The 24,886-nt window shown below is 72.5% G+C and carries 26 protein-coding genes; 17 read left to right on the forward strand and 9 right to left on the reverse strand.

Features of this window, described 5'->3' with window-relative positions; translation table 11 throughout:
* The first annotated feature begins 3 nt into the window (after positions 1-3).
* The 13 genes from Pflav_RS38580 to erm all read left to right on the forward strand — a co-directional run bounded on the left by Pflav_RS38580 (position 4) and on the right by erm (position 13,637).
* Positions 4-1,197, forward strand: a complete 1,194-nt coding sequence (locus Pflav_RS38580) for an MFS transporter (RefSeq protein ID WP_173041520.1) — start codon at positions 4-6, stop codon at positions 1,195-1,197.
* 16 nt (positions 1,198-1,213) lie between these two features.
* Positions 1,214-2,098 (forward strand): Gfo/Idh/MocA family protein, encoded by an 885-nt coding sequence (locus Pflav_RS38585; RefSeq protein WP_173042879.1) that lies wholly within the window; start codon positions 1,214-1,216, stop codon positions 2,096-2,098.
* A gap of 85 nt (positions 2,099-2,183) precedes the next feature.
* Positions 2,184-2,846 (forward strand): ATP-dependent Clp protease proteolytic subunit, encoded by a 663-nt coding sequence (locus tag Pflav_RS38590; RefSeq protein WP_173041521.1) that lies wholly within the window; start codon positions 2,184-2,186, stop codon positions 2,844-2,846.
* Between the two features lie 69 nt (positions 2,847-2,915).
* Entirely contained in the window at positions 2,916-3,812 is an 897-nt protein-coding gene (locus Pflav_RS38595) for an ABC transporter ATP-binding protein (protein WP_173041522.1), read from the forward strand.
* 14 nt (positions 3,813-3,826) lie between these two features.
* A complete protein-coding gene (locus Pflav_RS38600; RefSeq protein WP_173041523.1) occupies positions 3,827-4,588 on the forward strand; it encodes an ABC transporter permease subunit in 762 nt (253 codons plus the stop codon).
* Positions 4,589-4,598: 10 nt separating this feature from the next.
* A complete protein-coding gene (locus Pflav_RS38605; protein ID WP_173041524.1) occupies positions 4,599-5,750 on the forward strand; it encodes a sensor histidine kinase in 1,152 nt (383 codons plus the stop codon).
* A complete protein-coding gene (locus Pflav_RS38610; protein WP_173041525.1) occupies positions 5,747-6,430 on the forward strand; it encodes a response regulator in 684 nt (227 codons plus the stop codon). Before Pflav_RS38605 ends, Pflav_RS38610 begins: the two co-directional genes overlap by 4 nt.
* A 93-nt stretch (positions 6,431-6,523) precedes the next feature.
* Complete coding sequence (locus Pflav_RS38615) at positions 6,524-6,922, forward strand: STAS domain-containing protein (protein WP_173041526.1); 399 nt, start codon at positions 6,524-6,526, stop codon at positions 6,920-6,922.
* A 401-nt stretch (positions 6,923-7,323) separates the two neighbouring features.
* Positions 7,324-7,932, forward strand: a complete 609-nt coding sequence (locus tag Pflav_RS38620; RefSeq protein ID WP_173041527.1) for an RNA polymerase sigma factor — start codon at positions 7,324-7,326, stop codon at positions 7,930-7,932.
* The gene (locus tag Pflav_RS38625; protein ID WP_173041528.1) at positions 7,925-8,383 is read left to right on the forward strand and encodes a carboxypeptidase regulatory-like domain-containing protein; all 459 of its coding nucleotides are present in this window, start codon (positions 7,925-7,927) and stop codon (positions 8,381-8,383) included. Before Pflav_RS38620 ends, Pflav_RS38625 begins: the two co-directional genes overlap by 8 nt.
* 27 nt (positions 8,384-8,410) lie before the next feature.
* Positions 8,411-9,895: a S8 family peptidase gene (locus Pflav_RS38630; RefSeq protein ID WP_173041529.1), complete on the forward strand. Its 1,485-nt coding sequence runs from the start codon at positions 8,411-8,413 to the stop codon at positions 9,893-9,895.
* An 81-nt stretch (positions 9,896-9,976) separates the two neighbouring features.
* The gene (locus Pflav_RS38635) at positions 9,977-12,493 is read left to right on the forward strand and encodes a CHAT domain-containing protein (RefSeq protein WP_173041530.1); all 2,517 of its coding nucleotides are present in this window, start codon (positions 9,977-9,979) and stop codon (positions 12,491-12,493) included.
* Positions 12,494-12,845: 352 nt separating this feature from the next.
* Complete coding sequence (gene erm / locus Pflav_RS38640) at positions 12,846-13,637, forward strand: ErmE/ErmH/ErmO/ErmR family 23S rRNA (adenine(2058)-N(6))-methyltransferase (protein ID WP_173041531.1); 792 nt, start codon at positions 12,846-12,848, stop codon at positions 13,635-13,637.
* On the opposite strand, the gene Pflav_RS38645 is transcribed toward erm, so the two are convergent.
* The 6 genes from Pflav_RS38645 to Pflav_RS38670 are packed head-to-tail and all read right to left on the reverse strand — an operon-like array spanning position 13,620 to position 18,993.
* Complete coding sequence (locus tag Pflav_RS38645; RefSeq protein ID WP_173041532.1) at positions 13,620-14,267, reverse strand: response regulator; 648 nt, start codon at positions 14,265-14,267, stop codon at positions 13,620-13,622. The two genes, erm and Pflav_RS38645, sit on opposite strands and share 18 nt — an antisense overlap.
* The gene (locus Pflav_RS38650) at positions 14,264-15,523 is read right to left on the reverse strand and encodes a histidine kinase (protein WP_232072411.1); all 1,260 of its coding nucleotides are present in this window, start codon (positions 15,521-15,523) and stop codon (positions 14,264-14,266) included. The genes Pflav_RS38645 and Pflav_RS38650 overlap by 4 nt, the downstream gene beginning before the upstream one ends.
* A 57-nt stretch (positions 15,524-15,580) precedes the next feature.
* Positions 15,581-16,045, reverse strand: coding sequence for a hypothetical protein (locus tag Pflav_RS38655; protein WP_173032662.1), 465 nt, complete (start codon positions 16,043-16,045; stop codon positions 15,581-15,583).
* A complete protein-coding gene (locus tag Pflav_RS38660) occupies positions 16,042-16,953 on the reverse strand; it encodes an Hsp70 family protein (RefSeq protein ID WP_173041533.1) in 912 nt (303 codons plus the stop codon). Before Pflav_RS38660 ends, Pflav_RS38655 begins: the two co-directional genes overlap by 4 nt.
* The gene (locus tag Pflav_RS38665) at positions 16,937-17,560 is read right to left on the reverse strand and encodes a hypothetical protein (RefSeq protein WP_173041534.1); all 624 of its coding nucleotides are present in this window, start codon (positions 17,558-17,560) and stop codon (positions 16,937-16,939) included. The genes Pflav_RS38660 and Pflav_RS38665 overlap by 17 nt, the downstream gene beginning before the upstream one ends.
* A complete protein-coding gene (locus Pflav_RS38670) occupies positions 17,527-18,993 on the reverse strand; it encodes an Hsp70 family protein (RefSeq protein WP_173041535.1) in 1,467 nt (488 codons plus the stop codon). The genes Pflav_RS38665 and Pflav_RS38670 overlap by 34 nt, the downstream gene beginning before the upstream one ends.
* Before the next feature lie 212 nt (positions 18,994-19,205).
* On the opposite strand from Pflav_RS38670, the gene Pflav_RS38675 reads away from it, so the two are divergent.
* The 3 genes from Pflav_RS38675 to Pflav_RS38685 all read left to right on the forward strand — a co-directional run bounded on the left by Pflav_RS38675 (position 19,206) and on the right by Pflav_RS38685 (position 21,769).
* The gene (locus Pflav_RS38675) at positions 19,206-19,856 is read left to right on the forward strand and encodes a sigma-70 family RNA polymerase sigma factor (protein WP_232072413.1); all 651 of its coding nucleotides are present in this window, start codon (positions 19,206-19,208) and stop codon (positions 19,854-19,856) included.
* Positions 19,853-20,623 (forward strand): anti-sigma factor, encoded by a 771-nt coding sequence (locus tag Pflav_RS38680; RefSeq protein WP_173041536.1) that lies wholly within the window; start codon positions 19,853-19,855, stop codon positions 20,621-20,623. The genes Pflav_RS38675 and Pflav_RS38680 overlap by 4 nt, the downstream gene beginning before the upstream one ends.
* Before the next feature lie 183 nt (positions 20,624-20,806).
* Entirely contained in the window at positions 20,807-21,769 is a 963-nt protein-coding gene (locus Pflav_RS38685) for a methyltransferase domain-containing protein (protein WP_232072415.1), read from the forward strand.
* Positions 21,770-21,818: 49 nt separating this feature from the next.
* On the opposite strand, the gene Pflav_RS38690 is transcribed toward Pflav_RS38685, so the two are convergent.
* Together Pflav_RS38690 and Pflav_RS38695 are read right to left on the reverse strand one after the other, a co-directional pair.
* Positions 21,819-22,313, reverse strand: coding sequence for a DUF6082 family protein (locus tag Pflav_RS38690; RefSeq protein ID WP_173041538.1), 495 nt, complete (start codon positions 22,311-22,313; stop codon positions 21,819-21,821).
* 238 nt (positions 22,314-22,551) lie between these two features.
* Complete coding sequence (locus Pflav_RS38695) at positions 22,552-23,022, reverse strand: MarR family winged helix-turn-helix transcriptional regulator (protein WP_173041539.1); 471 nt, start codon at positions 23,020-23,022, stop codon at positions 22,552-22,554.
* A gap of 44 nt (positions 23,023-23,066) precedes the next feature.
* Between Pflav_RS38695 and Pflav_RS38700 the strand changes: the two genes are divergently transcribed.
* Positions 23,067-23,432, forward strand: a complete 366-nt coding sequence (locus Pflav_RS38700; protein WP_173041540.1) for a VOC family protein — start codon at positions 23,067-23,069, stop codon at positions 23,430-23,432.
* Between the two features lie 8 nt (positions 23,433-23,440).
* Here Pflav_RS38700 and Pflav_RS38705 read toward each other — a convergent pair whose 3' ends face one another.
* Positions 23,441-24,757, reverse strand: a complete 1,317-nt coding sequence (locus Pflav_RS38705; RefSeq protein ID WP_173041541.1) for an ATP-dependent 6-phosphofructokinase — start codon at positions 24,755-24,757, stop codon at positions 23,441-23,443.
* Positions 24,758-24,886: the final 129 nt, after the last annotated feature.

A 24,886-nucleotide genomic window follows, 5' to 3' on the forward strand; every position in this document is an offset into this window, starting at 1 on the left:
CGTATGACATCGATCGACGACCGCGCCGCGCTCCGCCGCGCCCGGGTCTCGACGTCGCTGCTTTTCCTGCTCTTTGGCACCGCGCTGGGCACGTGGACCGCCCGCATCCCGGCGATCAAGCAGGACCTGTCGCTTAGCGACGGGCAGCTCAGCGTCGGCCTGCTCGTCTTCGCGGCGGGCGCGATCACCGGCATGCAGGCGATGGGGCGGGTCGTCGACCGCTGGGGCAGCCGGCGGGTGACCGTGCCGGTGGCCTTTGCCGAGGGCGCGGCGCTCGTGCTCCCCGCGCTCGCCGGTGACCTCGCGCTGCTGGCCGGCGCGCTCTTTCTCTTCGGTACGGTCCACGGCTCGCTCAACATCGCCATGAACGCGAGCGCGGTCGCGGTCGAGCGGGCCTGGGGGCGCCCGATCATGTCCTCGTTCCACGCCGTGTACAGCCTCGGCGGTTTCCTCGGCGCGGCGATCGGCGGCCTGTTCGCGTACGGCGGCGTGGCCCCGGACGTCACGTTCCTTGCCGTGGGCGTGCTGGCCGCCGCGCTGGCGGCCTGGTCGGCGGCGTGGCGGGTACCTCGGGTGGGCGGTCCGGTGCCGGTCACCTCGGCCGCCGGGGCGGGTACGGGGCCGATGCCCGGCGTGCTGTTCCTCGGCGTGCTCGCGTACTGCTGCCTGGTCGGCGAGGGCGCGGCGGCCGACTGGAGCACGGTCTACCTGCGCGAGAGCCTGGGCAGCTCGCCGGGCTTCGCGGCGGCGGCGTACGCGGCGTTCTCGATCGGCATGACCGGCGGGCGGCTTGTCGGCGACCGGCTCGCCGCGGCGCTCGGCCCGGTCCGGCTGGTACAGGGCTGCGGCCTGCTCGCCGCCGCTGGCCTCGGCACCGCGCTGCTCGTCAGCAATCCAGTCGCCGGTGTGGCCGGGTTCGGTTGCCTGGGCGCCGGCCTGTCGTGCATCGCGCCGCAGGTCTTCTCCGCGGCCGGCAACCGCGACCCGGCCCGGGCTGGCCGCGCGCTGGCCCGGGTGGCCAGCATGGGCTACGCCGGCTTCCTCACCGGCCCGGTGCTGATCGGCGGCGTCGCGGAGGCGACCAGCCTGCCGGTCGCGCTGGGCGTTCCGGTGGTGCTCGCGCTCTTCGTGGCGGGCACCGCGTCCGCCCTCCGGCCCATCCCCGCTCCAATGATCAGCCGCCCGGCCGGAACGTAGTCTGGTCCGCGTGGGAATGAGATTCGGGCTGCTCGGCACCGGTCACTGGGCGGCGGAAACGCAGGGCGCGGCGCTGGCCGCGCACCCTTCGGCGGACCTTGTCGCGGTGTGGGGTCGCGACGGGGCGAAGGCGGAGGCGCTCGCCGGGCGGTACGGCGCCACCCCGTACACCGATCTCGACGCGCTGCTGTCCGAAGTGGACGCCGTATCGATCGCGCTACCGCCGGACGTGCAGGCCGAGCTTGCCCTTCGCGCCGCGACCGCGGGCAAGCACCTGCTGCTGGACAAGCCGATGGCGATGGACACCGCGGCGGCGGACCGCGTCGTCGCGGCGGTCCGCGAGCGCGGCCTCTCCTCGGTGGTGTTCTTCACCAACCGCTTCCGCGACAACATCGTGCGGTTCGTCGAGGAGACGGCCGCGACCGGTGGGTGGCACGGCGCCCGGGTAACCCAGTTCGCGTCGATCTTCCAGCCCGGCAACCCGTACGGCGCCTCGCCCTGGCGCCGCGAGCGGGGCGCGCTCTGGGACGTCGGCCCGCACGTGCTCTCGGTACTGCTGCCGGTGCTCGGGCCGGTGGCCGAGGTGACCGCCGTGGGCGGCCCGCGGGACACGACCCACCTGGCGCTGAAGCACGCCGGCGGCGCGGTGACGACCGCCTCCCTGACCCTGGACGCGCCGGCCGGCGCGATGCTGCGGGACACCGACTTCTACGGCGAGCACGGCGTCGCGACGATGCCGGTACCCGAGGGGAGCTCGGTGTCGGCGTTTGGCGTGGCGATCGACCGGCTGCTCAAGGGCGGGTCGGAGCCGTGCGATGTGGGGTTCGGCCGCGAGGTGGTGGCCGTACTGGAGGCGGGCGATATCGCCCTGCGCGAAAAGCGGCCAGTCCAGGTGGCCTGACGGGTTACGGTCGCGGGAAGGCGGCGATCGCCGGGGCGGCGCTTCCGTCCGGCGTCGCGGCGCGAGCGACCAGGGAGGCGCCCCCGTGGAGTTGCGACACGACCCCCTCCGGCCATGGCGCCCGCCCGTCGGGCCCGGCTCTCCCGGGCAGCCGCCGCTGCCGCCCGAGCTGGGGGGCGGCGAGGGTGTGCCGCCGTGGCTCCAGGAGCGCCTCTTCGAGCAGCGGATGGTCGTGCTCACCGGCCCGCTCAACGACGACGCGGCGACCCGCGCGGCCGCCGCGCTGATGACGCTCGACGCGCTGGGCAGCGAGCCGGTGCGGCTTCAGCTGGCCACGCCCGACGGCGACCTGGCCGCCGCGTTCGGCCTGATCGACGTGATCGACTCGATGGCCGCACCGGTGCACGCGGTGGTCACCAGCCTCGCCGGTGGCGCGGCGGTGGGGCTGCTCGCGGCGACGGCGCGGCGGCTGGCGTACCGGCACGCCCGCATCCGCCTCAGCGAGCCGCGCGCGGCCGCGGTCAGCGGTACCGCCGACGAGGTGGCCGCCGCCGCGGGGCAGTACCTGCGCGAGCTCGAGGAGCTGGCGGTGCGCATGGCCACCGCCACCGGACAGCCGCGCAGCCGGATCGAGGACGACCTCTCCGCGGGCCGGGTGCTCACCGCCGAGCAGGCCATGGAGTACGGGCTGCTGGACGAGATCATCGGCGGTCAGCCTTCGGGAGGAGCGGGTCAGACCTCAGGCTGACGCCGGCCACCCGCGAGATCACGCCGCAGGCGGTCGGCGTGGACCGTACGCGTACCTAGCGTCGAAACCATGATTGAGGTACGCGCGCTGAGCAAGCGCTTCGGCGACAAGCTCGCCGTCGACCAACTTTCGTTCACCGTCAAACCGGGCCAGGTCACCGGCTTCCTCGGCCCGAACGGCGCGGGCAAGTCCACCACGATGCGCATGATCGTCGGGCTGGACCGGCCAAGCGACGGGGTGGCGACCGTCAACGGCCGGGCGTACCGCGAGCACGGCGCGCCGCTGCGCCAGATGGGTGCGCTGCTCGATGCCAAGTCCGTCCACAAGGGACGTACGGCCCGCAGCCACCTGCTCGCGCTCGCCCAGACGCACGGCATCCCGGCCGCCAGGGTGGACGAGGTGCTCGGGATGGTGGGGCTGGAGTCGGCCGCGCGGCGGCGGGCCGGGAGCTTCTCGCTCGGCATGGGCCAGCGGCTCGGCATCGCGGCCGCACTGCTCGGCGACCCGGCCGCGGTGATCCTCGACGAGCCGGTCAACGGGCTCGACCCGGACGGCGTGCTCTGGGTCCGCAACCTGCTCAAAGGGCTGGCCGCCGAGGGCCGCACGGTCCTGGTCTCCAGCCACCTAATGAGCGAGATGGCGGTGACCGCCGAGCACCTGGTGATCATCGGGCGGGGCCGGCTGCTCGCCGACACCACGGTCGACGACCTCATCGCTCGGGTGGCGGTGGGGAGCGTGCTCGTCCGTACCCCGGAAGCCACCGCCCTCCGCGACGCGCTGGTGGCCGGCCGCGCGACGGTGACCAGCGCGGAGCCGGGCCTGCTCCAGGTCAGCGGCGCGAGCGCCGCGGAGATCGGCGACCTGGCCCGCCGGCACGGGATCGCGCTGCACGAGCTGACGCCGCGGCGCGCGTCGCTGGAAGAGGCGTACATGGAGCTGACCCGGACGGCGGTGGAGTACCAGTGATCACGTTTCCACGCGTGGCACGCGCCGAGTGGACCAAGCTTGTCTCACTCCGCTCCACCTGGATCACGCTCGGCGCCGCGTCGGTGCTCGCGATCGGCCTCGCTGGCCTGATCGGGTACGCGGTGCACCGCTCGATCGAGGGCGGCGAGCCGCCGTTGACGCTGGCCCAGGCGGTCGGTACCGCGTTCCTGCCGATCGACTTATTCGTGCTGGTCCTCGGGGTCTTCGGCGTGCTCCAGATGACCGGGGAGTACGGCAGCGGGCTCATCCGGGCCACGTTCACGGCGGTACCCCGGCGGTGGCCGGTCGTCGCCGCGAAGGCGGTGGTCCTGACCGTGCTCACGCTGCCGGTGATGGCGGTGACCGCGCTCGGCTCGTTCCTGCTCTGCCAGGCGTTGATCGGCGACACCGGCGCCGGGCTCGGCGACCCGGGCGTGCCCCGCGCGATCGCCGGCGCGGCCGTCTGCCCGGTGCTCATGGGCCTGCTCGGGCTCGGCATCGGCACGCTCCTGCGGCACACGGCCGGGGCGATCACCACGCTGGTGGCCGCGCTCTTCGTCATCCCGGTGCTGCTCGGCCCGGCACTGCCGAACGACTGGGAGAAGAACGTCATGAAGTACGTGCCGACGGTCGCCGGCCAGGCCATGTACAGCGTCGGCGGGGGTGGCGGGCCGTTCGAGACGCTGTCGCCGGGCGCCTCAGCCGCTGTGATGGTGGGGTGGGTCGCGCTGGTCCTGACGGGCGCCCTGGCCCTGCTGATCCGTCGTGACGCCTAACCTGCTGGACATGGGCAGGTTGCGGGCCGTGCTGGCGCGGCACCCAAGGCTGGTCGACGCCGGCCTCGTCGTGCCGCTGGCCGTCATTACCGGTCCGGCGGCGCTGCGCGGGGCGGGCGTCGCGGCGTGGCTCTGCTTCGGCCTCGTCCATGCGCCGATCGTGTGGCGGCGCCGCTGGCCGGTCCCGGTCTTCTGGGCGGTGTTCGGGCTGGCGATCTTGGCCGGGCTTGTCGTGGGCGTACGGGTCGAGGGGCTCTACCCGGAGGCGGTCGTGGCGGTCGCCGTCTACACGGTCGCCAGGTACGCACCGCGCCGGCAGCTGATCCCGATCGTCGTGGCCATCGAGCTGCCGGCGCTCGTCGTGTTCATCATGGACGGTCCACACTGGACGGCACTCGGGTTCGTCACGTCGGCGCTGGCGGCCACGGTCCTGCTCGGTATCACGGTCCGTACCCGCCGGGCGTACCTCGCCGAGCTGGAGGAGCGGGCCCGGCGGCTGGAGCGGGAACGGGACCAGCAGGCGCAGATCGCGGTGGCCGCCGAGCGGGCCCGGATCGCCCGGGACATGCACGACATCGTGGCGCACAACCTGGCCGTGATGGTCGCGCTCGCCGACGGTGCCGCGTTCACCGCGACCGCCTCGCCGGAGCGGGCCGCCGACACGATGCACACGGTGGCGGCCACCGGGCGGGAGGCACTCGGCGAGATGCGCCGCGTGCTCGGCCTGCTCCGCGAGGAGGGTGCCGGGCGGACCCCGCAGCCCGGGCTGGACGGGCTCGACGCGCTGGTGGAGCGGGTGCGCGCGGCCGGCGTACGGGTCGCGCTGACCGTCGACGGCGTGCCCGGAGACTGGGGTGCCGGTGCGGGCCTGGCCGTGTACCGCATCGTGCAGGAGGCGCTGACGAACACGCTCAAGCACGCTGGGCCGGAGGCGAGCGCGCACGTCCAGCTCCGCTACCGCGACGGTGCCGCCGAGGTGGAGATCATCGACGACGGCGGGCAGCGGGTCGCCGCCCCCGCCGTCGCCGGCGGTCACGGCCTGACCGGCATGGCCGAGCGGACCGCGGCGTACGGTGGCGACGTGACGGCTGGGCCCCGGGAGGGCGCGCCGGGCTGGCGGGTGTACGCCCGCCTGCGCTTCGACGACGGGGCAGCAGCGTGAGCGTCAGGATCCTGCTCGCGGACGATCAGGCGTTGCTGCGCCTCGGTTTTCGCATGGTCCTGGAGACCCAGCCGGACCTGACCGTGGTCGGCGAGGCGGGTAACGGCGCGCAGGCGGCCACGATGACCCGGGCGCTGAAGCCGGACGTGGTGCTGATGGACGTGCGCATGCCGGTCACCGACGGCATCGAGGCGACGCGGCGCATCGTCGAGTCGGGGTCCGCGGCGCGCGTCCTGGTGCTCACCACGTTCAACCTCGACGAGTACGTGTACGCCGCGCTCCGCGCCGGTGCCAGTGGTTTCCTGCTCAAGGACGTACCGCCGGCCGACCTGATCAGCGGGATCCGGGCGGTGGCGGCGGGTGACGCGGTGGTCGCGCCGAGCGTGACGCGCCGGCTGATCGACGCGTTCGCCGGGCACCTGCCGGACCCGGCCAGTGGGCGGTCGCCCACGGACGAGCGGCTGGGCCAGCTCACCGATCGCGAGCGGGAGGTGCTCGTCGAGGTCGCGCGCGGCCACTCGAACGCGGAGATCGCCCAGTCACTTGTCGTGTCCGAGGCGACGGTCAAGACGCACGTCGGGAGGATCCTGACGAAGCTGGCACTCCGCGACCGGGTACAGGTGGTGGTGTTCGCGTACGAGTCCGGCATCGTCCGGCCCGGTACTGATCCCGGAGACTGAGTGATCCCCTACGACTTTGGTCGTAGCAGGTGTGCCCGACATTCCACTTCTGGTAGGTCGCCGTGGGGCGTGTGCCTGCCTACGCTCCTAGGTATGGGGGAGAGCCAACACCAGATGAAAGCCGAGGTCACCGTCGGTGCGCGGGGGATCGACGTGCGCGTCACCGGTGAGATCGATATTGCGAACGTGGACGAGTTCCGGGCGCTGCTGTGGGCCTTGCCGGCCACGCCCGCGCCCTTGCGGGTCGACCTTGGGGGAGTCGACTTCCTGTCCGCCGCGGGCGTCCGGGCGCTCATCGCGGTGCACCTGCGCATGCGCGCCCGGGGCGGGCAGTTGGTCATCTGCAATCCGAACTCGGTGGTCCGCCGCACGCTTCGCGCCACACGGGTCAACCGGGTCATCCCGATCGTCGGCTCCTCGGCGGTCGGCGAGGAGGTCACCCGGTCCTTGCCGGCACCCGTGCCGCTCCGCCGAGCCGCGACGCTGATCTGAGGGAGTTCGATCGTGGGCGCCTCGCCGCATGGCGGGGCGCCCACGCTTGCTCAGTGGGCGCAGCGGCCCTGTCTGATGAGGAACGCAGCGGGGGTGCATCCCCCGGGAAGCACCCCCGCCGTCCCTCCCCCAGCCCCAGAGGGGGAGCGGGCCGCGGGGCGCACCCCCATGCGCCGCCGCGGCTCTGTGAAGATCCAGGTAAGAGGAGCGTCGAGCGGCGCTCGTGATACAAAAAAATTCTTTCGTCAGGTATGTATCAGCGCGACGTTGATCACCTCCTCCCCTGTGCGTGACGCACTGCGGCCTGGGCAAAGCCCGAAACGCGCTTACGATGGCGCAGTGTGTTGGGGTGCAGGTCAGGCCCTGCCTAGGCGGCAGGGCTCGGATAGGAGGGGGGTGCGATGACATCGGCGACTTCTGACGACACCGGGGTCGGAACTGCCTCCTGGGAGGTGGCCGCGCGCGAGTTTGCCGCGTGGCGGGCTGGTGACCGGGCGGCGCTCGATCGCCTCGTGCGGTTGTTGACGCCAGTGCTGTGGCATCTCGTCCGGGCGTATGGGCTCGATCGCGAGTCGGCCGAGGACGTGGTGCAGACGACCTGGATGGCGCTGGTGCGCAATGTGGACTCGGTGCGTGACCCGCAGGCGGTGCTCCGGTGGACGACGACCACCGCGCGCCGCGAGGCGTGGCGCACCGCGCGCCTGGGCCGGCGGGTCGACGTGGCGGAGCCGCAAACCCTCGACGCGGCACTGCCTCCGGTTGGCGGGCCGGACAGCACCGTACTGGCCGAGCGCACCGCGCGGACACTGTGGCGGCACATCGCCCAGCTGCCCGAGCGTTGCCAGCGGCTGCTGCGGGTGATCGCGTTCGAGGACCGGCCGGACTACGCCTCCCTCTCCACCGAGCTCGGTATCGCCGTGGGCAGCATCGGTCCGACCCGCGGGCGATGTCTCGACAAGCTACGCGGCCTGCTGGCCGCCGATCCGGAGTGGAGTGACCAGCGTGACTGACGACGTGACGCTGTTGCGTGCGGTCCACGACATGTACGACACGATGGATCCGCCGCCGGCAGACCTGGCTGACCGCGTGCTTTTCACGCTGCAGCTTGAAGACCTGGAATTCGAGCTCATGCGGCTGGAAGAGGCCCTCCAGCCGGCCGGCGCTCGTGGCCCCGAGACCGCCTCGACGGTCACCTTTTCGGCCGAAAGCCTCACTGTGATGGTGACGGTGTCGGATTCGGGACCGCATCGGCGCCGGATCGACGGTTGGATCGCACCAGGCGGGGCCCTTCGGGTCGAGCTGCGCACCCCGCGAGGTGTGCACGAAACCCAAGCCGACGCCGACGGGCGGTTCGCTTTCGCGGAGGTGCCGTCCGGTCTGGTCCAGATCATGATCCATCCGACGACCGGGGCGGAGGTACCCCTGCACCGGCCGGTGGTCACACCACCGGTGCAGCTTTAGCCCCGACACCTTCCGTGGGAGTTCATCGTGGCCAGCACAAATAACCATGTCCCAACACCGCCGGGCGCTCTCCTGACGGCGTATGGAGCCCGCACGCTCGACCCCGTCGCGGCACAGGTGTTGCCCGACCAGCGACTCCAGTCCACTGTGTACGTAGCGAACCGGCTGCTGATGCGCCGGCAAAACGGCGGCGAGCACCGCCGTCTCTTCAACGAGGTGGGCGCCGGCCTCCAGCTCCGGCTCGACGACCCCGCCGAGGGTGGCCGCTCCGTGCGCCTCTCGCCCGGCAACGGCGGTCCGGCCACGCCGGACGCCTGGCGGGTGCTGCAGGCAGTCCGGGCTAAGGACGGTGCCCGCCTGCGCAGCCTCGGCCTCGGCCTCGACCACATCATGTTCGCGGCGACGTCACCGATCACCGGGAGCCCGTTCCACTCGGCGTTCCCGTTCCATTCCGCGTTTCCGTTCCACTCCGCCTTCCCGTTCCACTCGGCGTTCGGCGGGCCCGTCGCGCAGTACGGAATGCTCGGCTTCGGCGCCACCCAGCCGGTCAACCTTGTCCTGCCGACCCCGGTCCGCCAGGCGACGGTAACCCCGCGGCGGCCGGTCATCGCCGTGCTCGACACCGGGTGTGGGGCGCACGACTGGTTCACCGAGGGGATGCTCGACCCGATCAACGCGCTGACCGGCGACCCGGGCACCGCGCTCGACACCACTGGCGACGTGGTCGGTCCGCTGGACGGGATGCGTGACCCGCTGGCCGGGCACGGCACGTTCATCTGCGGCCTGATCCGGCAGACCTGCCCGGACGCCGACATCCTCCCGGTCCGGGTGATCCACTCCGACGGCGTGATCGTCGAGTCCGAGCTGCTGGCGGCGCTGCAGGCGCTGCACGAGCTGGCCCGGAAGTTCGCCGCGGGTGAGCCAGGCGGCCAGGCGATCGACATCATCTCGCTGTCGCTGGGCTTCTACCACGAGTCGGCGGAGGACGACGCGTACATGTCGCTGCTCTACGAGGAGATCCGCGACCTGGCCGAGCTCGGCGTCGCCGTGGTCGCCGCCGCCGGTAACGATGCGACGGCCCGGCCGATGTTCCCCGCGGCGTTCGCGTCGACGCCGGACGGCGTCGCGGCGCCCGCGGTGCCCGTGTCCAGTGTGGGCGCACTCAACCCGAATGGTTCGATAGCGCTCTTCAGCAACACCGGTACCTGGGTGAGCCATTGGGAGCCGGGTGCGGCCGTGGTGAGCACGATGCCGAAGTTCGACCACGCGATGGCGCCCGGTGCGGCCATCATGGACCCATTCCACGGGCGCAGCCGGGAAAACATCGACCCGGACGACTTCGCCGGTGGCTTCGCGATCTCCAGCGGCACGTCGTTCGCGGCGCCCATCCTCGCCGGCCGCATCGCCAAGGCGCTGATCGCCGAAAACGGTGTCGGCTCGCTGATGACGACCGAGAGCGATCCGGTCAAGCGCATGGAGCGGGCCATCGAGGCGGTGCAGCCGCAGCCGTAACGGATAGCGGCGGCGATCCGGAGGATCGCCGCCGGAGTATCGGTCGAGTCAGGTTGGCGGGCCGCCATGCCATGATGAGGCGTGTCCGTCGTCGCCAGCGCCGCCGAGCTGCACGCCCAATCCGTCCGGGAGACCGAGCACGGACGGCACGCGGAGGCTCGGCGGCTGCTGCGTGCGGCCCTGCGCAGCGGCCCCGAGCCGGAGCTGCGCGCCCGCATCCTGATCAGCCTCGCCTACCACCAGGCCGAGCGGCGCAGCCTCGACGACGGGCTGGCGCTGCTCGGCGAGGCCGACGAGGTGCCCGACCTCCCGCCGCGGCTGCGGGGCATGGTCGCCGCCCAGCGCGGGCTCCTCTTCATGCGGGCCGGCCGCTCAGCCGACGCGCTGTCCGCGCTCGACGCGGCGGTGGGGCTGCTCGATGAGTCGGTGGCGGAGGACATCTGCCGCCCGTTGCTGACCCGCGGCATCCTTCAGATGCAGCGTGGGGTGCTGACGGCCGCTCGGGCCGACTTCCGCCGCTGTGTGGAGATCGCCGGGCGGCACGGGCTGGACATGCTGGCGGCCAAGGCGTCACACAACCTTGGCTATTTATCGCTGCTGTCCGGCGCGCTGCCACAGGCACTGCGCGACATGGACGCCGTCTGGGCAACGTTGGCCGGACAGTCCCCGACGTATGCGGCGGTGTGCCACATCGACCGCGCGCAGGTGCTGCTTGCCGCCGGCCTGTGGCGGGAGGCCGACGACGACCTCGCGCACGCCGTCGATCTCTTCGCCGGGGCGAAGGCGCCGCAGGACCAGGCCGAGGCGGAGCTGACCCGGGCGCAGGTGGCGCTGCTGGAGGAGCGGCACACCGACGCGCGGCGCCTCGCCGAGCGGGCCCGGAAGCGTTTCGTGGCGCGGGGCGCGGACACCTGGGCGCTGCTCGCCGAACACATGGCGGTCGCGGCGGCGGTCGCGAAGGGCAAAGGTGCGGTGACGGCGGCCGAAGACGCGGCCCGGGTCGCCACCGCGCTCGCCACGGCCGGCCTCGACGATGACGCGCGCCGGGCCACGCTGACCGGCGTGGCGGCGTTGCTCGCCGTCCGTCCACTGGGGAGCGTCGAGGAGATCCGCGCGGCGGCCGGCGACGCGATCCGGCTGCGCCGCGATGACCCGATCGCCACCCGGCTGGCCGCCCGATCGGTGCGTGCCACCCTCGCGGACGCCGAGGGGGAGCCGGGGCGGGCCGACGCCGAGCTGCGGGCCGCACTCGCTGACCTGCACCGCTACCAGGCGTCGTTCGGCAGCCTCGACCTCCAGACCGCGGTGAGCGGCCATGGCCGCCACCTCGCCGAGCTGGGGCTGGCCCGGGCGCTGGCCACCGGCCGGCCGGCGACGGTCTTCGGCTGGGCCGAGCGGGCCCGCGCCCTCGCCACGCGCCTGCCACCGGTGGTGCCGCCGGCCGACCCGGAGGCCGCCGGCATGCTGGAGGAGCTGCGCCACCTCCGCGTCGAGCTGCGCGGCGCCGTGCTCGCCGGCCAGCCCGCGCCCGCGCTGCGCGCCCGCTGCGCCCACCTCGAGCGGCTGATCCGGCAGCGCTCCTGGTACACGCCGGGGCCGGGGCAGACCCTCGCGCCCGCGCCCCTCGGCGACGTGCAGGACCAGCTGGCGGTGGCGGACGCGACGTACGTGGCGCATCTGATCTCCGGCGGCCGGCTGCACGCGCTCGTGGCCGGGCCGCGCCAGCGCAAGCTGCTCGACCTCGGCCCGGCGGCGCCCGCCATCGAGCTGCTGCACCGGGTCCGCGCCGACCTCGACGCGCTCGCCACGATCAACCTGCCGGAGCCGATGCGGGTCAGCGTGCGCGCGTCGAGCCGGCGCTCACTCCGTCGCCTCGACGAGCTGCTCTGGCAGCCGCTGCGCAAGGATCTCGCCGACGGGCCGCTGCTGCTGGCCCCGGCGGCCGGGCTCGTGGCCGTACCGTGGACGCTCTTGCCTGCCCTGCGCGGACGCCCGCTGGCCGTCGTGCCGTCCGCGACCGCGTGGCTGGCCGCCCGTGATCGGGCCGCGCTGCCGGCGCGACCGACGCTGGCGCTGGCCGCCGGGCCGCGGGTGGCCCGTGCCGCGGAGGAGGTGCGGCTCGTCGCGGAGGTGTGGTCGGCGCAATCGCCGACCCACTCCACCACCGCGGGGGTACGGGACGCGGCGCACTCCGCCGACGTGCTGCACGTTGCCGCGCACGGGGTACACGAGCCGGACAACCCGCTCTTCTCCCACCTGGAGCTGGCCGACGGGCCGCTCTTCGGCCACGAGCTGCACCAGCTGCCGCGGCTGCCGGCACACATCGTGCTGTCGGCGTGCGAATTGGGCCTCGCCCGACCGCGGCCGGGCGAGGAGACGTTGGGGATGACCGCCGCGCTGCTGCACGGCGGCGCGGGGAGTGTCGTGGCCGGCGTCGCGCGGATCGCCGACGCTGTCGCTTACCAGGTCGGTCCGGCCCACCACGCGGCACTGCGAGACGGTGAGTCGCCGGCCGCCGCACTGGCGGCCGCCATCGAGCGCGCGGCGAAAGCCGAGGAGGACCTGGCGCCGCTGGTGTGCTTCGGCGCCGGTTGGTGACAGTGGCGCAGTTCTCTCATGCAACACAGGAGAGGGCTGGCGGAAATCCGATACAGGTCCCGTCACGATTGCGCTAGCGTTGGCGCCATGCAGCACGCCCTGATCAACATGACCCCCGCCCTGATGGGTGCGTGGGGTCCTGCCTTCGTTGTCAGGCCTTGGCTGGTGCGTCCGGCCCTGGCCTGATCGACGCACACACACTCCGCGTTCTCTTCCAGGGCCCTCCGAGTCCCTAATTCGGCTCGGACAGGCCTCGCTTTCGCGTGCGCTACTTCTGTCGCCGCGCCTTGTCGCTCCGGCCTGTCCGCGTAAGGCCGGCCCGTGCGCGGGCCGGTGGGAGAGGACGCCGGCAGTGGCGCAGAACACCCGAGGATTCCGCAATGAGCGCGACCGCACCCGGCGGGTGCTGTCGCAGACGTTCCTGCACGACCCTGGCGCGCTGGACCGCGTGGTCCACGCCGCCGGGCTGGGCCGTGGCGACCTGGTCCTGGAGGTGGGCGCCGGCGACGGTCGGCTCACCCGGCGACTGGCCGAGGCTGCTGGGCGGATCGTGGCGTACGAGGTCGACCCCGCCTTCGCGACCGCCTTGGCCGTACCGCAGAACGTGGCCGTACGGCACCAGGACTTCCTGACCGCCCGGCCGCCACACGAGCCGTTCGCGGTGGTGGGCAATATCCCGTACGCGCTCACCGCGCCGATCGTGCAGTGGTGCCTGCGGGCGCGAGCGCTCACCTCGGCAACGCTTGTGACCCAGCTGGAGTACGCGCGCAAGCGCACCGGCGACTATGGACGGTGGAGTCGCCTGACCGTGTCGACGTGGCCGGAGTTCCACTGGGGACTGTCCGGGCGGATATCACGGCAGGCCTTCCGTCCGGTGCCCCGCGTGGACTCGGGCATCCTGCGGCTGGAGCGGCGGCCCGCGGCGCTCGTGCCCGGACAGCGGATGACGGCGTACCAGTCCTTTGTGGACCTCGGCTTCGGCGGGGTGGGCGGATCGCTGCACGCCTCGCTGCGGCGGCGGTTTCCGGCCCGCCGGGTCGACGGCGCCTTCCGGGCCGCGCGGCTGGACACGTCCACAGTGGTCGGTCACGTGTGGCCCGAGCAGTGGCTGCTGCTCTTCCGGCTCCTAGGCGGTGACACCTGACTGGACCGCCAACACCGCGAGGCGTACCCGGTTCGGGGTGCCGGTCTTGGTCATGAGGCTCGCGATGTGCGTCTTCACCGTGGTCACGCCGAGGTGGAGGCGCTCCGCGATCTCGCCGTTCGACAGGCCCTCGCCGACCAGCGCGAGCACCTCGGTCTCGCGCGGCGTGAGGCCGAAGTTCGGCCGGGCCGGGTACGCCGGCGCGGAGCGGCTGTGCACCGCCGAGGCGACGAGGCGGCGCAGCACCGCGGGGCTGAACGGTGAGTCGCCCGCGGCCGCCCGGCGTACCCCGTCGAGCAGGTCCTCAGGCGCCGCGTCCTTGACCAGGAAGCCGCAGGCGCCAGCGGCCAGCGCGGGGTACAGGTGGTCGTCGTCGTCGAACGTGGTGAGCACGACCACGCGTACGGTCGGGCGGGCGGCCAGGATCCGCGCGGTGGCGGTGATGCCGTCGACGCCGGGCATCCGCAGGTCCATCAGGATGACGTCGGGCAGCACCTGGTCGGCGAGGCGCACGGCTTCGGCGCCGTTGTCCGCCTCGCCCACCACCTCCAGGTCGGGGGCGGCGGCGCAGAGCATGCGCAGGCCGGCGCGGACGAGGTTCTGGTCGTCGGCGAGCAGTACGCGGATCACGGGCGGGCCTCGGCAGGGGTAGGGGTATGGAGGCGGCACGTCTTGCTGACCGGGAGCCCTACCGAGGACGACGCCGAGGGCAGCAGCGCGGAGAGCCGCCACCCGCGCCCCTGCCGCCCGACCGAGAGCGAGCCGCCGAGCAGCTCGACCCGCTCGCGCATGCCGATCAGCCCGTGGCCGGGGACGTCCTTCGCGGTCGGGAGGGCGGGCGGGCTCGTACCGCCGTCGTCCACGATCTCCAGCAGCACCGCGTCATCCGGCGTGAGGCGCATCGAGACGTCGGCGTGGGCGGCGGTGCCGGCGTGCTTGGCCACGTTCGTGAGCCCTTCCTGAGTGAGGCGCAGGACGGCGAGGCCGCGTACGGGATCGAGCCCTCCGATCGCCGGGTCGACCGAGGAGTCGATGTCGAGGCCCACTTGGCGGCCGCGCTGTACCACCTCGTCGAGCGCGGCGTGCAGCTCGCCCGGCTCCACGAACGGCGGGGTGTCGCCAACCTCCGGGTCGCGCAGCACGGTCACCAACCGGCGCAGGGCGGCGAGCGTGGCGGTACCGCTGCCGTGTACGTCGTCGAGCACCTCGCGCACCCGCGGGTCGTCCGTCGGCAGCACGTGCCTTGCCACGCCCACCCGCAGCACGATCGAGGCGACGTGGTGGGCGACGACGTCGTGCAGCTCACGGGCGATCGCCGTACGCTCGTTGGCCCGCGCGGCCCGCGTCTCGGACAGCCGGCGCCGCTGCTCTTCAGCCACCCGCTGCTGCGCCTGGGCGGCGGTCTGGCGCACGGAGCGGATGTACGCACCGACGAGCACCGGCGCGCCGACCATCACCGCGGCACGGTACAGCAGTGCGGGCAAGCCTCCGCTCGGGTGCAGCACGTACACGATGGCCGGTGCGAGCCCGCCCACCAGCACCTGCCAGCCGGAGCGGCGCATCGCGAGCTCGAAGAGGGCGACCGCGGCCGCGATCTTCACGACCATCGCGGCGTGGTTGCCCACCTCGTATGCCACCGTGAGCAGGCCGGCCTGCGCGATCGGCGTCGCGAGCGGCCACCGCCCGCCGCCCGCGCTCAGCCCGACCGCGGCGAGCGCGATCATCCAGTCGGCCACGCTAGGCGGTGACGCCGGGGCCCGCAGCAGCACAAGGTAGCCGACGGTCAGCACGAACAGCAGCGTCAGCCGCGCCGGCCAGGCCCGCTCGTCGAAGAGCCGGGCGATCCACTGGGTCACCACATTCGAACAGTAGGCCGCGGCGGACACGGTGGCCTCCTGCCGGGGCAGGAGACAACACAGCCCGGCAAGGTTTTGTAAACAGGCCTAGGGGCGGGCGAGCGCCAGCCACTCGTGCGCCGTGACCTCGGATCCAGGGGCGGCCAGCAGGCGGTCCAGGGTGCCGGGCATGCGGGCGGTGAGATCCCACAGGGCGCCGCTTGCGAGGCGGACCCGGGCCAGTGGCACGCCCGCCACATACGCCTGGCCGGGCGCGACGAGCCAGCGCAGCAGGTGGGCGGAGCCACCCGGTATCGCGAACGACAGCGGGATCGACGGCTCGGGCGAGGTGGCGGCGGGCACCCGGCGTGGGCCGCTTTGGGGGAGCCAGCGCGCAGCTCCGCGTACCGTGGCGAGCTCCGGCTCTTCGACCGTGTGGAGCGGGAGCCGCAGCGCCTGCTGGAGCAGCTCGCCCACCGCGGGCATGCGGACCCCGCCGCCCACCGGGAGGATCGCCGCGACCTGGTGTGGTGACACGCCTACGCGGGCGAGCAGCTCGGTACAGCAGGTCACCGTGCGGCCGAGCAGCGGCGCGGCGAGTGCGCCCAGGTCGGCGCGGGTGAGCCGATACGCCGGGGCGTTGGGCAGGAAGAAGTCTTCGACCGCGGGGCGACGCTGAGCTGGTGCTTGAGCCGCTGGGCGAAGTCGGTCACCGCCATGCCCAGCCGCAGCGCGGCCGGGTCGGACGGGCTTGTGGCGGCGGAGGAGAGCAGCGGGGCGAGCCATGCCTGGCCCTCGGCCTGGATCCGGCTGGCGAGCAGCGCCTCGATCTCGCGGCCACCGCAGTCGTCGAGCGCGCCATACCCCAGCACGTCGTGCCACCGCTCGCCGATCCGCAGCAAGGTGGCGTCGAAGCTGCCGCCACCCAGGTCATACACCAGGACGATGTCGCCGGCGACGAACGATGGGCCTACTGCCGGCGCGAACGCGGCGGCGACCGGCTCGGGGAGCAGCTCGACGGTGTCCAGGCCGGCGGCGTCGGCCGCGGCGATCATCCGGGCCCGGCGCGGGTCGCTCGGGCCGTAGCTGGCGGGCACGGTGATCAGCGCGCGGCCGATCGGGGCGCCGTGCGTCCGCTCGGCCTCGGCGCGCAGGGCCGCGAGCAGCGCGACGACCTGCTCGACCGGACGGAACCGGCGGCGGCCGAGCACCACCGAGGTGTCGGCCGCCAGCCCGCGCTTGAACTCGGCGGCGAACGACTCCGGCTCGGAGCGCTTGCGCTGCTCGGCCAGCGTGCCGACGAGCAGCTGCTGGCCGTCCCAGAAGACGGCGGATGGCCAGCTGGCGGCGCCGGTGACCGGCTCGGGCACCGGCCACGCCTCCTCGCCGGCGACCACGATCGCGGCCGAGGTGGTGGTGCCGAAGTCGACCACGAGCGCGGCGGCGTCGCGCGCCCGCGGCGGCTCAGACATGCCAGACATCGACAAGGCTCCTGCCCTCGGACTCCCAGCTGGCCAGCAGGTGCCGCCCGTCGGCGCTGAACCCGGCCAGCGCCCGCCGGCTCGGCGTCTCGCGCGCCCGGAATACCTCCTGCTCAGTCGCGATGTCGTGCACGAGTAGCACCCAGGAGCCGTCACTGGCCTCCAGCATCGCGGCCCGCAGCTGACCGTCGGGGCTGGCGACCCTGCCACTGAAGCCCTGCGTGCGGCTGCGGCTGGAGTAGTCCGGGTTTCGGCGGGTCCACGCCTCGTCGGTAACCTTGTCGATCCGGCCACCGGTGCGCAGGTCCCAGATCGTGAACGTGGAGCGGCGGTAGCGCCCCACCGCCTTGCCCTCCACCTCGACGGCCAGGCGCCACTCCACCTCGTTGACCCGCACATCGGAGGCGCCGCCCGGGTCGCGGAAGCGGGTGACCAGCTTGCCGGTGTCGATGTCCCAGACCGAGAACCAGCTTTCCGAGTCCCACGCGACAAGGCAGAGCCGCCCATCAGGGCCCACGAACACCCGGCCGCCCACCGGCGTCGCGCCGCTCGGCTCGGGGACGAACTCGCCGGTCAGGGCCGCTTCGCCGACCGTGCGGTATCGCACGTAGCGCCCGGCGCCGTCGCACTCCACCAGCCGCTGGCGGTCGGGGTGAGCAGCCACGAGCCGGCGACCTCCAGCCGGTGCTGGAGCGGAGGCGGGTGCTCGGCGAGCGCCTTGGGTGTCTTCGCGGCGGACGCGACCAGCACCGGGCCCACCTGCTGGCCGGCGGCGGCGCGGTGCGCGAGCAGCGTGCCGGCCTTGGGCGCGACGAGGTCGAACACCCGGTCGTCCGGCGCCCGCACATGAGCCACGACCGCGCCCGCCGTATACGGCTGGCCCTCGGCGACAAGCCATCGCACCAGCTCGCCCCGGCCACCCGGGATGTCCCAGGCCACCGGCTCGATCCGCCAGCTCGGCCGGTCGGCCTGCACCGCGCGGCTGGGCGCCCCGACCGACCAGCGGGCCGCGCCACGGGCGACCGCCAGCTCCGGCTCTGTCGCCCGACGGACCGGGTGGCCGAGCGTGGCGCGGAGGGTCGGCTCGGCCATCGGCAGCCGCGCACCACCGCCGGCGAGCACGACGGCGCCCAGGTCGGCGGGAGTGGCACCGGCCGCGGCGAGCACCGTATGGCAGCTGGTCGCGAGCCACCGCAGCGCGGGCTCGGCGAACGCCGCGAGCCACTCGCGGGTCAGCCGGTACGGCGGGGTGATCGGCGTGAGGTGGTCGGTCACCTCTTCGGTGTCGGCGAGCTGGTGTTTGAGCCGCCGCACGAAGTCGATCGCCTCGTAGTAGGCCCGCAGCCCGGCGTCGCCCGGCGCGGCGAGCAGCGGCTCCAGCCAGGTGCGCCCCTCGGAACGGAGATCGTTGATCAGCAGCGCGTCGAGGTCGTGGCCGGCGGCGGAGGTCTCCTGGGCCAGCTGGGCCGTGTAGTTGCCGCGCACCTGCACGAGCGCGACGGTCCAGGTGGCGCCGAGCACGCAGGCTAGCACCAGCGTCCCGCCGGGCAGCCCGCCGCCGGTCTCCGGATCGAGGGCGGCCGCCACCGCGCTCGACACAAGCTCCACATCGGAGAAGCCGGCCGCCTCGCCCGCCGCGCTCAGCACGTCCCGGCGCGGGTCGCCAGCCAGGTACGACGCGGGTGTGGTGAGCGTCACGCGGTCGACGTTCGCGCCGTACTGCTGGCGTGCCTCGCCCCGCACCGCCGCCAGGTACGCGCTCAGCGCCTCGCCTCCGGTGATCTCCCGCCCCTCCAGCCACATCGATGCCTGAGCGTCGACCGCCCGCCGCGGGCCATCGATATACCGCCGGGGTATGGCGCGCTTGCGTCGCTCGGCAACGGTGCCGAAGACATAGCCCGTGTCGTCGAGGCAGACCGAAGAAGGCCAGACCAGGCTGCCAGTGCCCGGCTCGCGCAGGAGCCCGGACTGGTCACCGACGACCAATGCCACGCGGGTGGCCGACGTGCCGACATCGACCACCAGGATCGGCTCGGCCATGAGCGGTCCTTGAGGGGAATGGGGGCGGCTGGAAGTTTCGAACTACAGGGAGTTCCGGCATAGTTTCCGCGAGTCTTACGGCCACGTCCACCCTCCGGAGGGTCACGGCACAAGCCAAGCGGACGATGTGGATGCAGCGGAAACAGGTCGGTAACAATCGATCGACCAATCCGGGTACCGTACGGCACCGAAGTACCGATATGGGCGCGCAGATGATCGGCGAGAGGCTGGCATTGATGAGCGAGGGCGGCAACGAGGGGCCGCAGCGGGTGGAGCAGCTATCGGCCGTGCCCGCGTCGCCGCCGGACCCCGCCGCGGAGGCCGGCGAGCTGCTGCGCGCGGTCGCGCGCGGCGACGAGGCCGCGTTCACGCGCCTCTACGACCTCGTGGCCCCACGGGTGTACGGCCTGGCCCGGCGGGTCCTGCGTGACCCCGCCCAAGCCGAGGAGGTGGCGCAGGAGGTGCTCGTCGAGGTCTGGCGCACCGCCAGCCGCTACGACCCGGCGCGCGGCTCGGCCACCTCGTGGGTCTTCACGATCGCCCACCGCCGCGCCGTCGACCGGGTCCGCTCGGAGCAGGCCGGCGCCGAGCGGGCCCGCCGGGTGGCGGCCACGCAGGGCGAGACGCCGTACGACGAGGTGGTCGACCAGGCCACCACGCGCCTTGAGCAGCAGCAGGTGCGGCGGTGCATCCAGACGCTCACCGGGCTCCAGCGCGAGGCGATCACGTTGGCCTACTACGGCGGGTACACGTACCGCGAGGTCGCCGAGCTGCTCGGCACCGCGCTGCCGACCATCAAGACGCGCATGCGGGACGGGTTGATCCGGCTGCGCGACTGCCTCGGCGTGGAGGTGACGGCATGACTGACGTACACAGTGATGCCCACGCGCTCGCCGGGGCGTATGCGCTGCACGCCCTGTCCGACATCGAGCGGGCGGCGTTCGCCCGCCATCTGGCCGGGTGCGAGTCCTGCACACACGAGGTCGCCGAGCTGGAGGAGACCGCCGCGCGGCTGGCCGACGGCGCCTGGTCGATCCCGCCACCCCGCCTCCGCGACAACGTGCTCGCCGAGATCCGCCAGACCCGCCAGGTGGCGCCGGGCCGCCCGGATAGTCCGGCCCGCGCCGTGTCCACTACCACCGGCGGCGGCTGGCGGCGCAGGCCGCTCATGGTCGCGGCAGCCGCCGCCGTGGTCCTGGCCGCGGGCACGGGCACGGTGTCATACGTGGCGCAGGAGCAGCGGGTACGGGACGAGCGCGCCACAGCCGAGGCCCTCCGCGCCGAGTCGGCCCGGATCCAGGAGGTGCTCGCCGCCTCCGACGCGCGGCTGCGCTCCGCACCGGTGACCGGGGGCGGGCAGGTCACGATGGTGCTCTCGGAGAGCCTGGACGAGGGCGTGGTCATGCTCTCCGGCGCCCAACCGCCCGGTACCGACCGGGCGTACCAGCTCTGGTACCTCTCCAGCGGCGGGCTGGACTCGCGCGGCGTGCTCCCGGCCGGCGAGGGCGGGGCGACCAAGCTCATCAAGAACATCCGCGGCATGGACAACCTCGGCGTCACGATCGAGCCGAAGGACGGCTCGACTACACCGAGCGCGCCGACGGTGGCGAGTGTGCCCACGGATGCCTGAAGATATTCGCTTCCCGCCGTCGCTAAGGTGATGCCGTGACGTTTTTCTTCCTCGCCCGCTGACCCCCACTAGCGGGTCGCGGGTCCCCACCGCTGGTGATGCGGGGCGGCGCAGCGCCGTCCCGGGTCCTGCCGCGGGAGAAGAACGATGCACGCGCGCCTTCTGGCGCGGACGGTGCGAGGCATGGAAACCCTGGTCGCCGACGAGATCCGCGAGCGCGGACTCGGTCAGGTCGACCTCATCGGCCACCGCGAGGTGCACTTCACCTCGTCGGACCCGGCCGCGGCGATCCGTGCCCTGCCCACCGCCGACGATGTACTGCTCGTGGCCGCCGTCATCCACGGAATCGGCCACACAAAAGACGACCTCCACCGCCTCACGGAGCTGGGTGACCTTGCCTGGGCTCCGCGCCGCCCGCTCGACGTCTCCGCCACGGTGGTGGGGGCGCGCCGCTTCGGCAGGTACGACGTCGAGGACGCCCTCGGCGCGCACCTGTCGAGGATGCTCGGCGTGCCGTACCACTCCCGCCGGGGCGGAGTGCGCCCACCGCCCGGTACCACCTCGTGGCGGGTGACGATCGAGGGCAAGCGGGCCACCGTGGCCGTACGGCAGGGCGACCGACCCGCCCACCGACGCGCCTACAAGCGGGCGAGCGTGCCCGGCACGCTGCACCCGCCGGTGGCCGCCGCGATGGTACGGCTGGCCGGCATCGCACCCGGTGACGTGGTGCTCGACCCGTGCTGCGGGGCGGGCACGCTCCTGATGGAGGCAGCCACGTCCGGCGCTGGCCTCGTCGGTGTCGACCGAGCTCCGGCTGCGCTCGGTGCGGCTCGGCTGAACGCTGCCGGCTTCGCCGTCTCATGGATCGGTGCCGACGCAGGCCGGCTACCAATCCGGCGAGGAAGCGTGGACCGCGTCCTGGTCAACCCGCCATGGAATCGCCAGGTGCCGGCACACGGCACGCTCGCCACCGACCCGGCGTGCCTCTGGTCGGAAATTCGCCGCGTCCTCCGCCCGCATGGCCGCTTGGTCGCCCTACTGTACGAGGACGACTGCCTGCCCGAGGATTGGCCTGTGGAAGCGGTTTACCCGATTCGAATATCGGGAGCAAAAGCGTCGATCGTTCTGGCTAGATATACTCAGTGAGTAATGCCGAACATTGACGCTGGCGCTAAGTGCTCCTTGGGTCTGAAATTCAGATGGCATGCGGATCGGGCTCCGTGGCGCTATGCCATTCTTCGTCTACAATTCTGGTAAACCGTCGCTGCGCGGCTGACGAGGTATCGGCCCAGGTGAGGTGGATTCGTTGCCACCACTCCCATGCAACTCGACCCTTGAATAACCGGGCTACCGCGTATCGCACCTGATTTTCGCTCATTCCTCCCATCTGCCAGGTTGACATCCAATACCCGACCATCAAGTTGACGTAGACCTCTTGGCGGATGTTCGGCAGGCCTGCGACATCCGGGAGGATAGCCTCGAGAAGTTCTCGATCGTTAAGGGCGAGGCTGACGATTTCAAAATGCCGTTGCCGCTCCGCGGCAAGTTGATCTATTGCCATTTGTCGTCGCTGCAGAGCCAGTGAGCCGGCGATTCCACATAAGGCAAGACCGGACAAGGCCGCCGATATTCCGCCGTATGCTGTACCTATCTCGGCGTAGTGCGACCAGTCAGCGTTTTCGTCGTTCATGCGAGCCAGCAAACCAGGAGAGGCGATGATTAAGTACAACACTGAGATAAGCAGCCCTGCGGCGGCGGCTAGTAAGGCGGCTCGGTTCAGAAGAGAAGAGTTAGTGGGACGGGGCACGGCGTCTCCCTAAAGATCCAAGTCACTGACTCGCCTTGTCAAGGTACTTGCCCGCGCCAAGCTTCTGTCGGCGCAAACCCAACTGGCCTTCGACGACAACGGCGCCGGTGGGGTGCATTCCTTAGAGGCGGGCGGCGATGATCTGGGCGGCGCGGCGCAGGGTGGCCAGGTCGCGGGCGGAGGCGCCGGCCAGCACGTCGGCCACCGCCCGCACCCGCGCCGCCCGGCCGCGCTCCAGCAGCCGCTTTCCCGCCGCCGTCGCGGTCACCAGCACCACACGGCGGTCGGTCGCGGAACGCTCGCGCACCGCGAGGCCGTCCGCCTCCAGGGCGGCCACGAGCTTGGTGATGGCCGGCGGGGAGACCTGCTCGATCGCGGCCAGGCGGGTGATCGGCTGCGGGCCGGCGAAGACGACCACGGACAGCAGCGACGCGCGCGGCCCGTCGAGGTCCATGCCGGCATCCTGGGTACGGGCCACGCGCAGCAGCCGCACCGCGGCCGAGTGCAACAGGTTGGCGGTCTCGTGGCGCTCGTCGGCCGGCACACCGGCTGGGCGGCTGGGCAGCCGTGCTTGCCCCGACTGCTTCACCATGGTTAACCTTTTACCACAGTTATGTATCCGCCCAGGAGGTGGCCATGGCGCTCGGTCCGGTGGCCCAGATCCACGTCAGCGTCCGCGACATCGACCGGTCGGTGGCGTTCTACCGTGACGTGCTCGGCATCCCGCTGCTCTTCCAGGTGCCGGGCCAGCAGATGGCCTTCTTCGCCAGCGGCGACGTCCGGCTCTACCTGGGGGTGCCGGAGAGCGCGGAGTTCGCCAGCCGATGCACGCTCTACTTCCGGGTCGACGACATCGAGGCGGAGCACGATCGCCTGGTGGCGGCGGGCGTCGAGTCGTTCGGCAAGCCGCACGTCGTCCATCGCGACGGGGCGACCGAGCTGTGGATGTCGTTCTTCAGCGACCCGGACGGCCACAAGCTAGGTCTGATGCAGGAGCGCTAGCGCGGAGGCTACGCGCCCCACTCGTGGGGCTGACCGGTCGCCTCCAGCACCGAGAGCCACAGGTCGCCGTTGGGGTCGACGGTGTTGCGGCGGCTGATCGCGAGCGGGATGGGGATGTTGACGAAGCGCCCGTGCCACCGCCCCACCACCATCGCGGTACGCCCCGCCATCGCCGCGTGCACGGCCGTGTGCGCGAGCCGCAGGCAGTACACGCTGTCGTACGAGTTGGCGGGCACGCTGCGGATCGCATAGCTGGGGTCGACGTACTTGAGGTACACCTCGTCGCCCCGGGCGGCGAAGTGCTCGCCGATCCGCTCCCTCAGAAAGAGCCCGATGTCCCGGAGCATCGTGTTGCCCGAGGCGTCGTAGCGGGCCGGTGCGGCCGGCAGGTGCTCCTGCCCGGCGCCCTCGGCGACCACCACGACAGCGTGGCCGCGCCGCTTGACCCGGTCGGCCAGATGGTTCAGGAAGCCGTCGAGCGGGAACGGCACCTCGGGTATCAGCACGTAGTCGGCGTCGGTGTTGGCGAGCGCGGCGTAGCAGGCGATGAAGCCGGAGTGCCGTCCCATCAGCCGCACCAGCCCCACACCGCCGGGCACCGACCGCGCCTCCACGTGCGCGGTGCGGATCGACTCGGCCGCCTTGGCGAACGCGGTCTGGAAGCCGAAGCTGTGATCCAGGTACGGGATGTCGTTGTCGATCGTCTTCGGCACGCCGATCACCGAGATCTTCAGCCCGCGTTCGGCCACGGTGTCGGCGATCCGGAGCGCACCGCGCATCGTGCCGTCGCCGCCGATCACGAAGAGCACGTTGATGCCCATCTGCTCCAGGCAGTCGACGATCTCGTCCGGGTCCTGCTCCCCGCGGGAGGTGCCGAGGATCGTGCCGCCGTCCTCGTTGATGCCGCGCACCATGTCGGGCGTGAGGTCCAGCACCTGCCGCCCGTACCGTGCGATGAAGCCCTGGTATCCATTGCGGAAGCCGGCGATCCGGTGCACCCCGTAGTGCAGGGTGAGCTCCATGACCAGGCCGCGGATGACGTCGTTGAGCCCCGGGCAGAGGCCGCCGCAGGTGACGATGCCGACCCGGACCTTGGAGGGGTGGAAGTAGATCTTCCGGCGGGGACCGGCCGGCTCGAAGCCGGGCAGCTTGTCGACGGGTGTGCCGTGGGCCGCGACCATCGCCACGGTGTCGTCCAGCAGCACCCGGTCGTCCTCGTCGACGTAGTGCTCCGTCGTACGGCGCGGCTCCAGCAGGGCTGCCAGCGGCGAGTCGATGCGGCACGGGCCGAGCGTGCGCACCGCCAGGGCGTCGTCCGAGATCATGTCACCCTCCGCCAAGTGTCGCCACGACCATAGCGGTAGCTGGTTACAGGCGTACTACCTGACGAAAGACAGGGGCGACGGTTGCCCTTCGGGCCCTGCGTGGCCCACCCCGGTGTCCATAGCGTCGGA

The sequence above is a fragment of the Phytohabitans flavus genome, from assembly GCF_011764545.1.
Lineage (GTDB): Bacteria > Actinomycetota > Actinomycetes > Mycobacteriales > Micromonosporaceae > Phytohabitans > Phytohabitans flavus.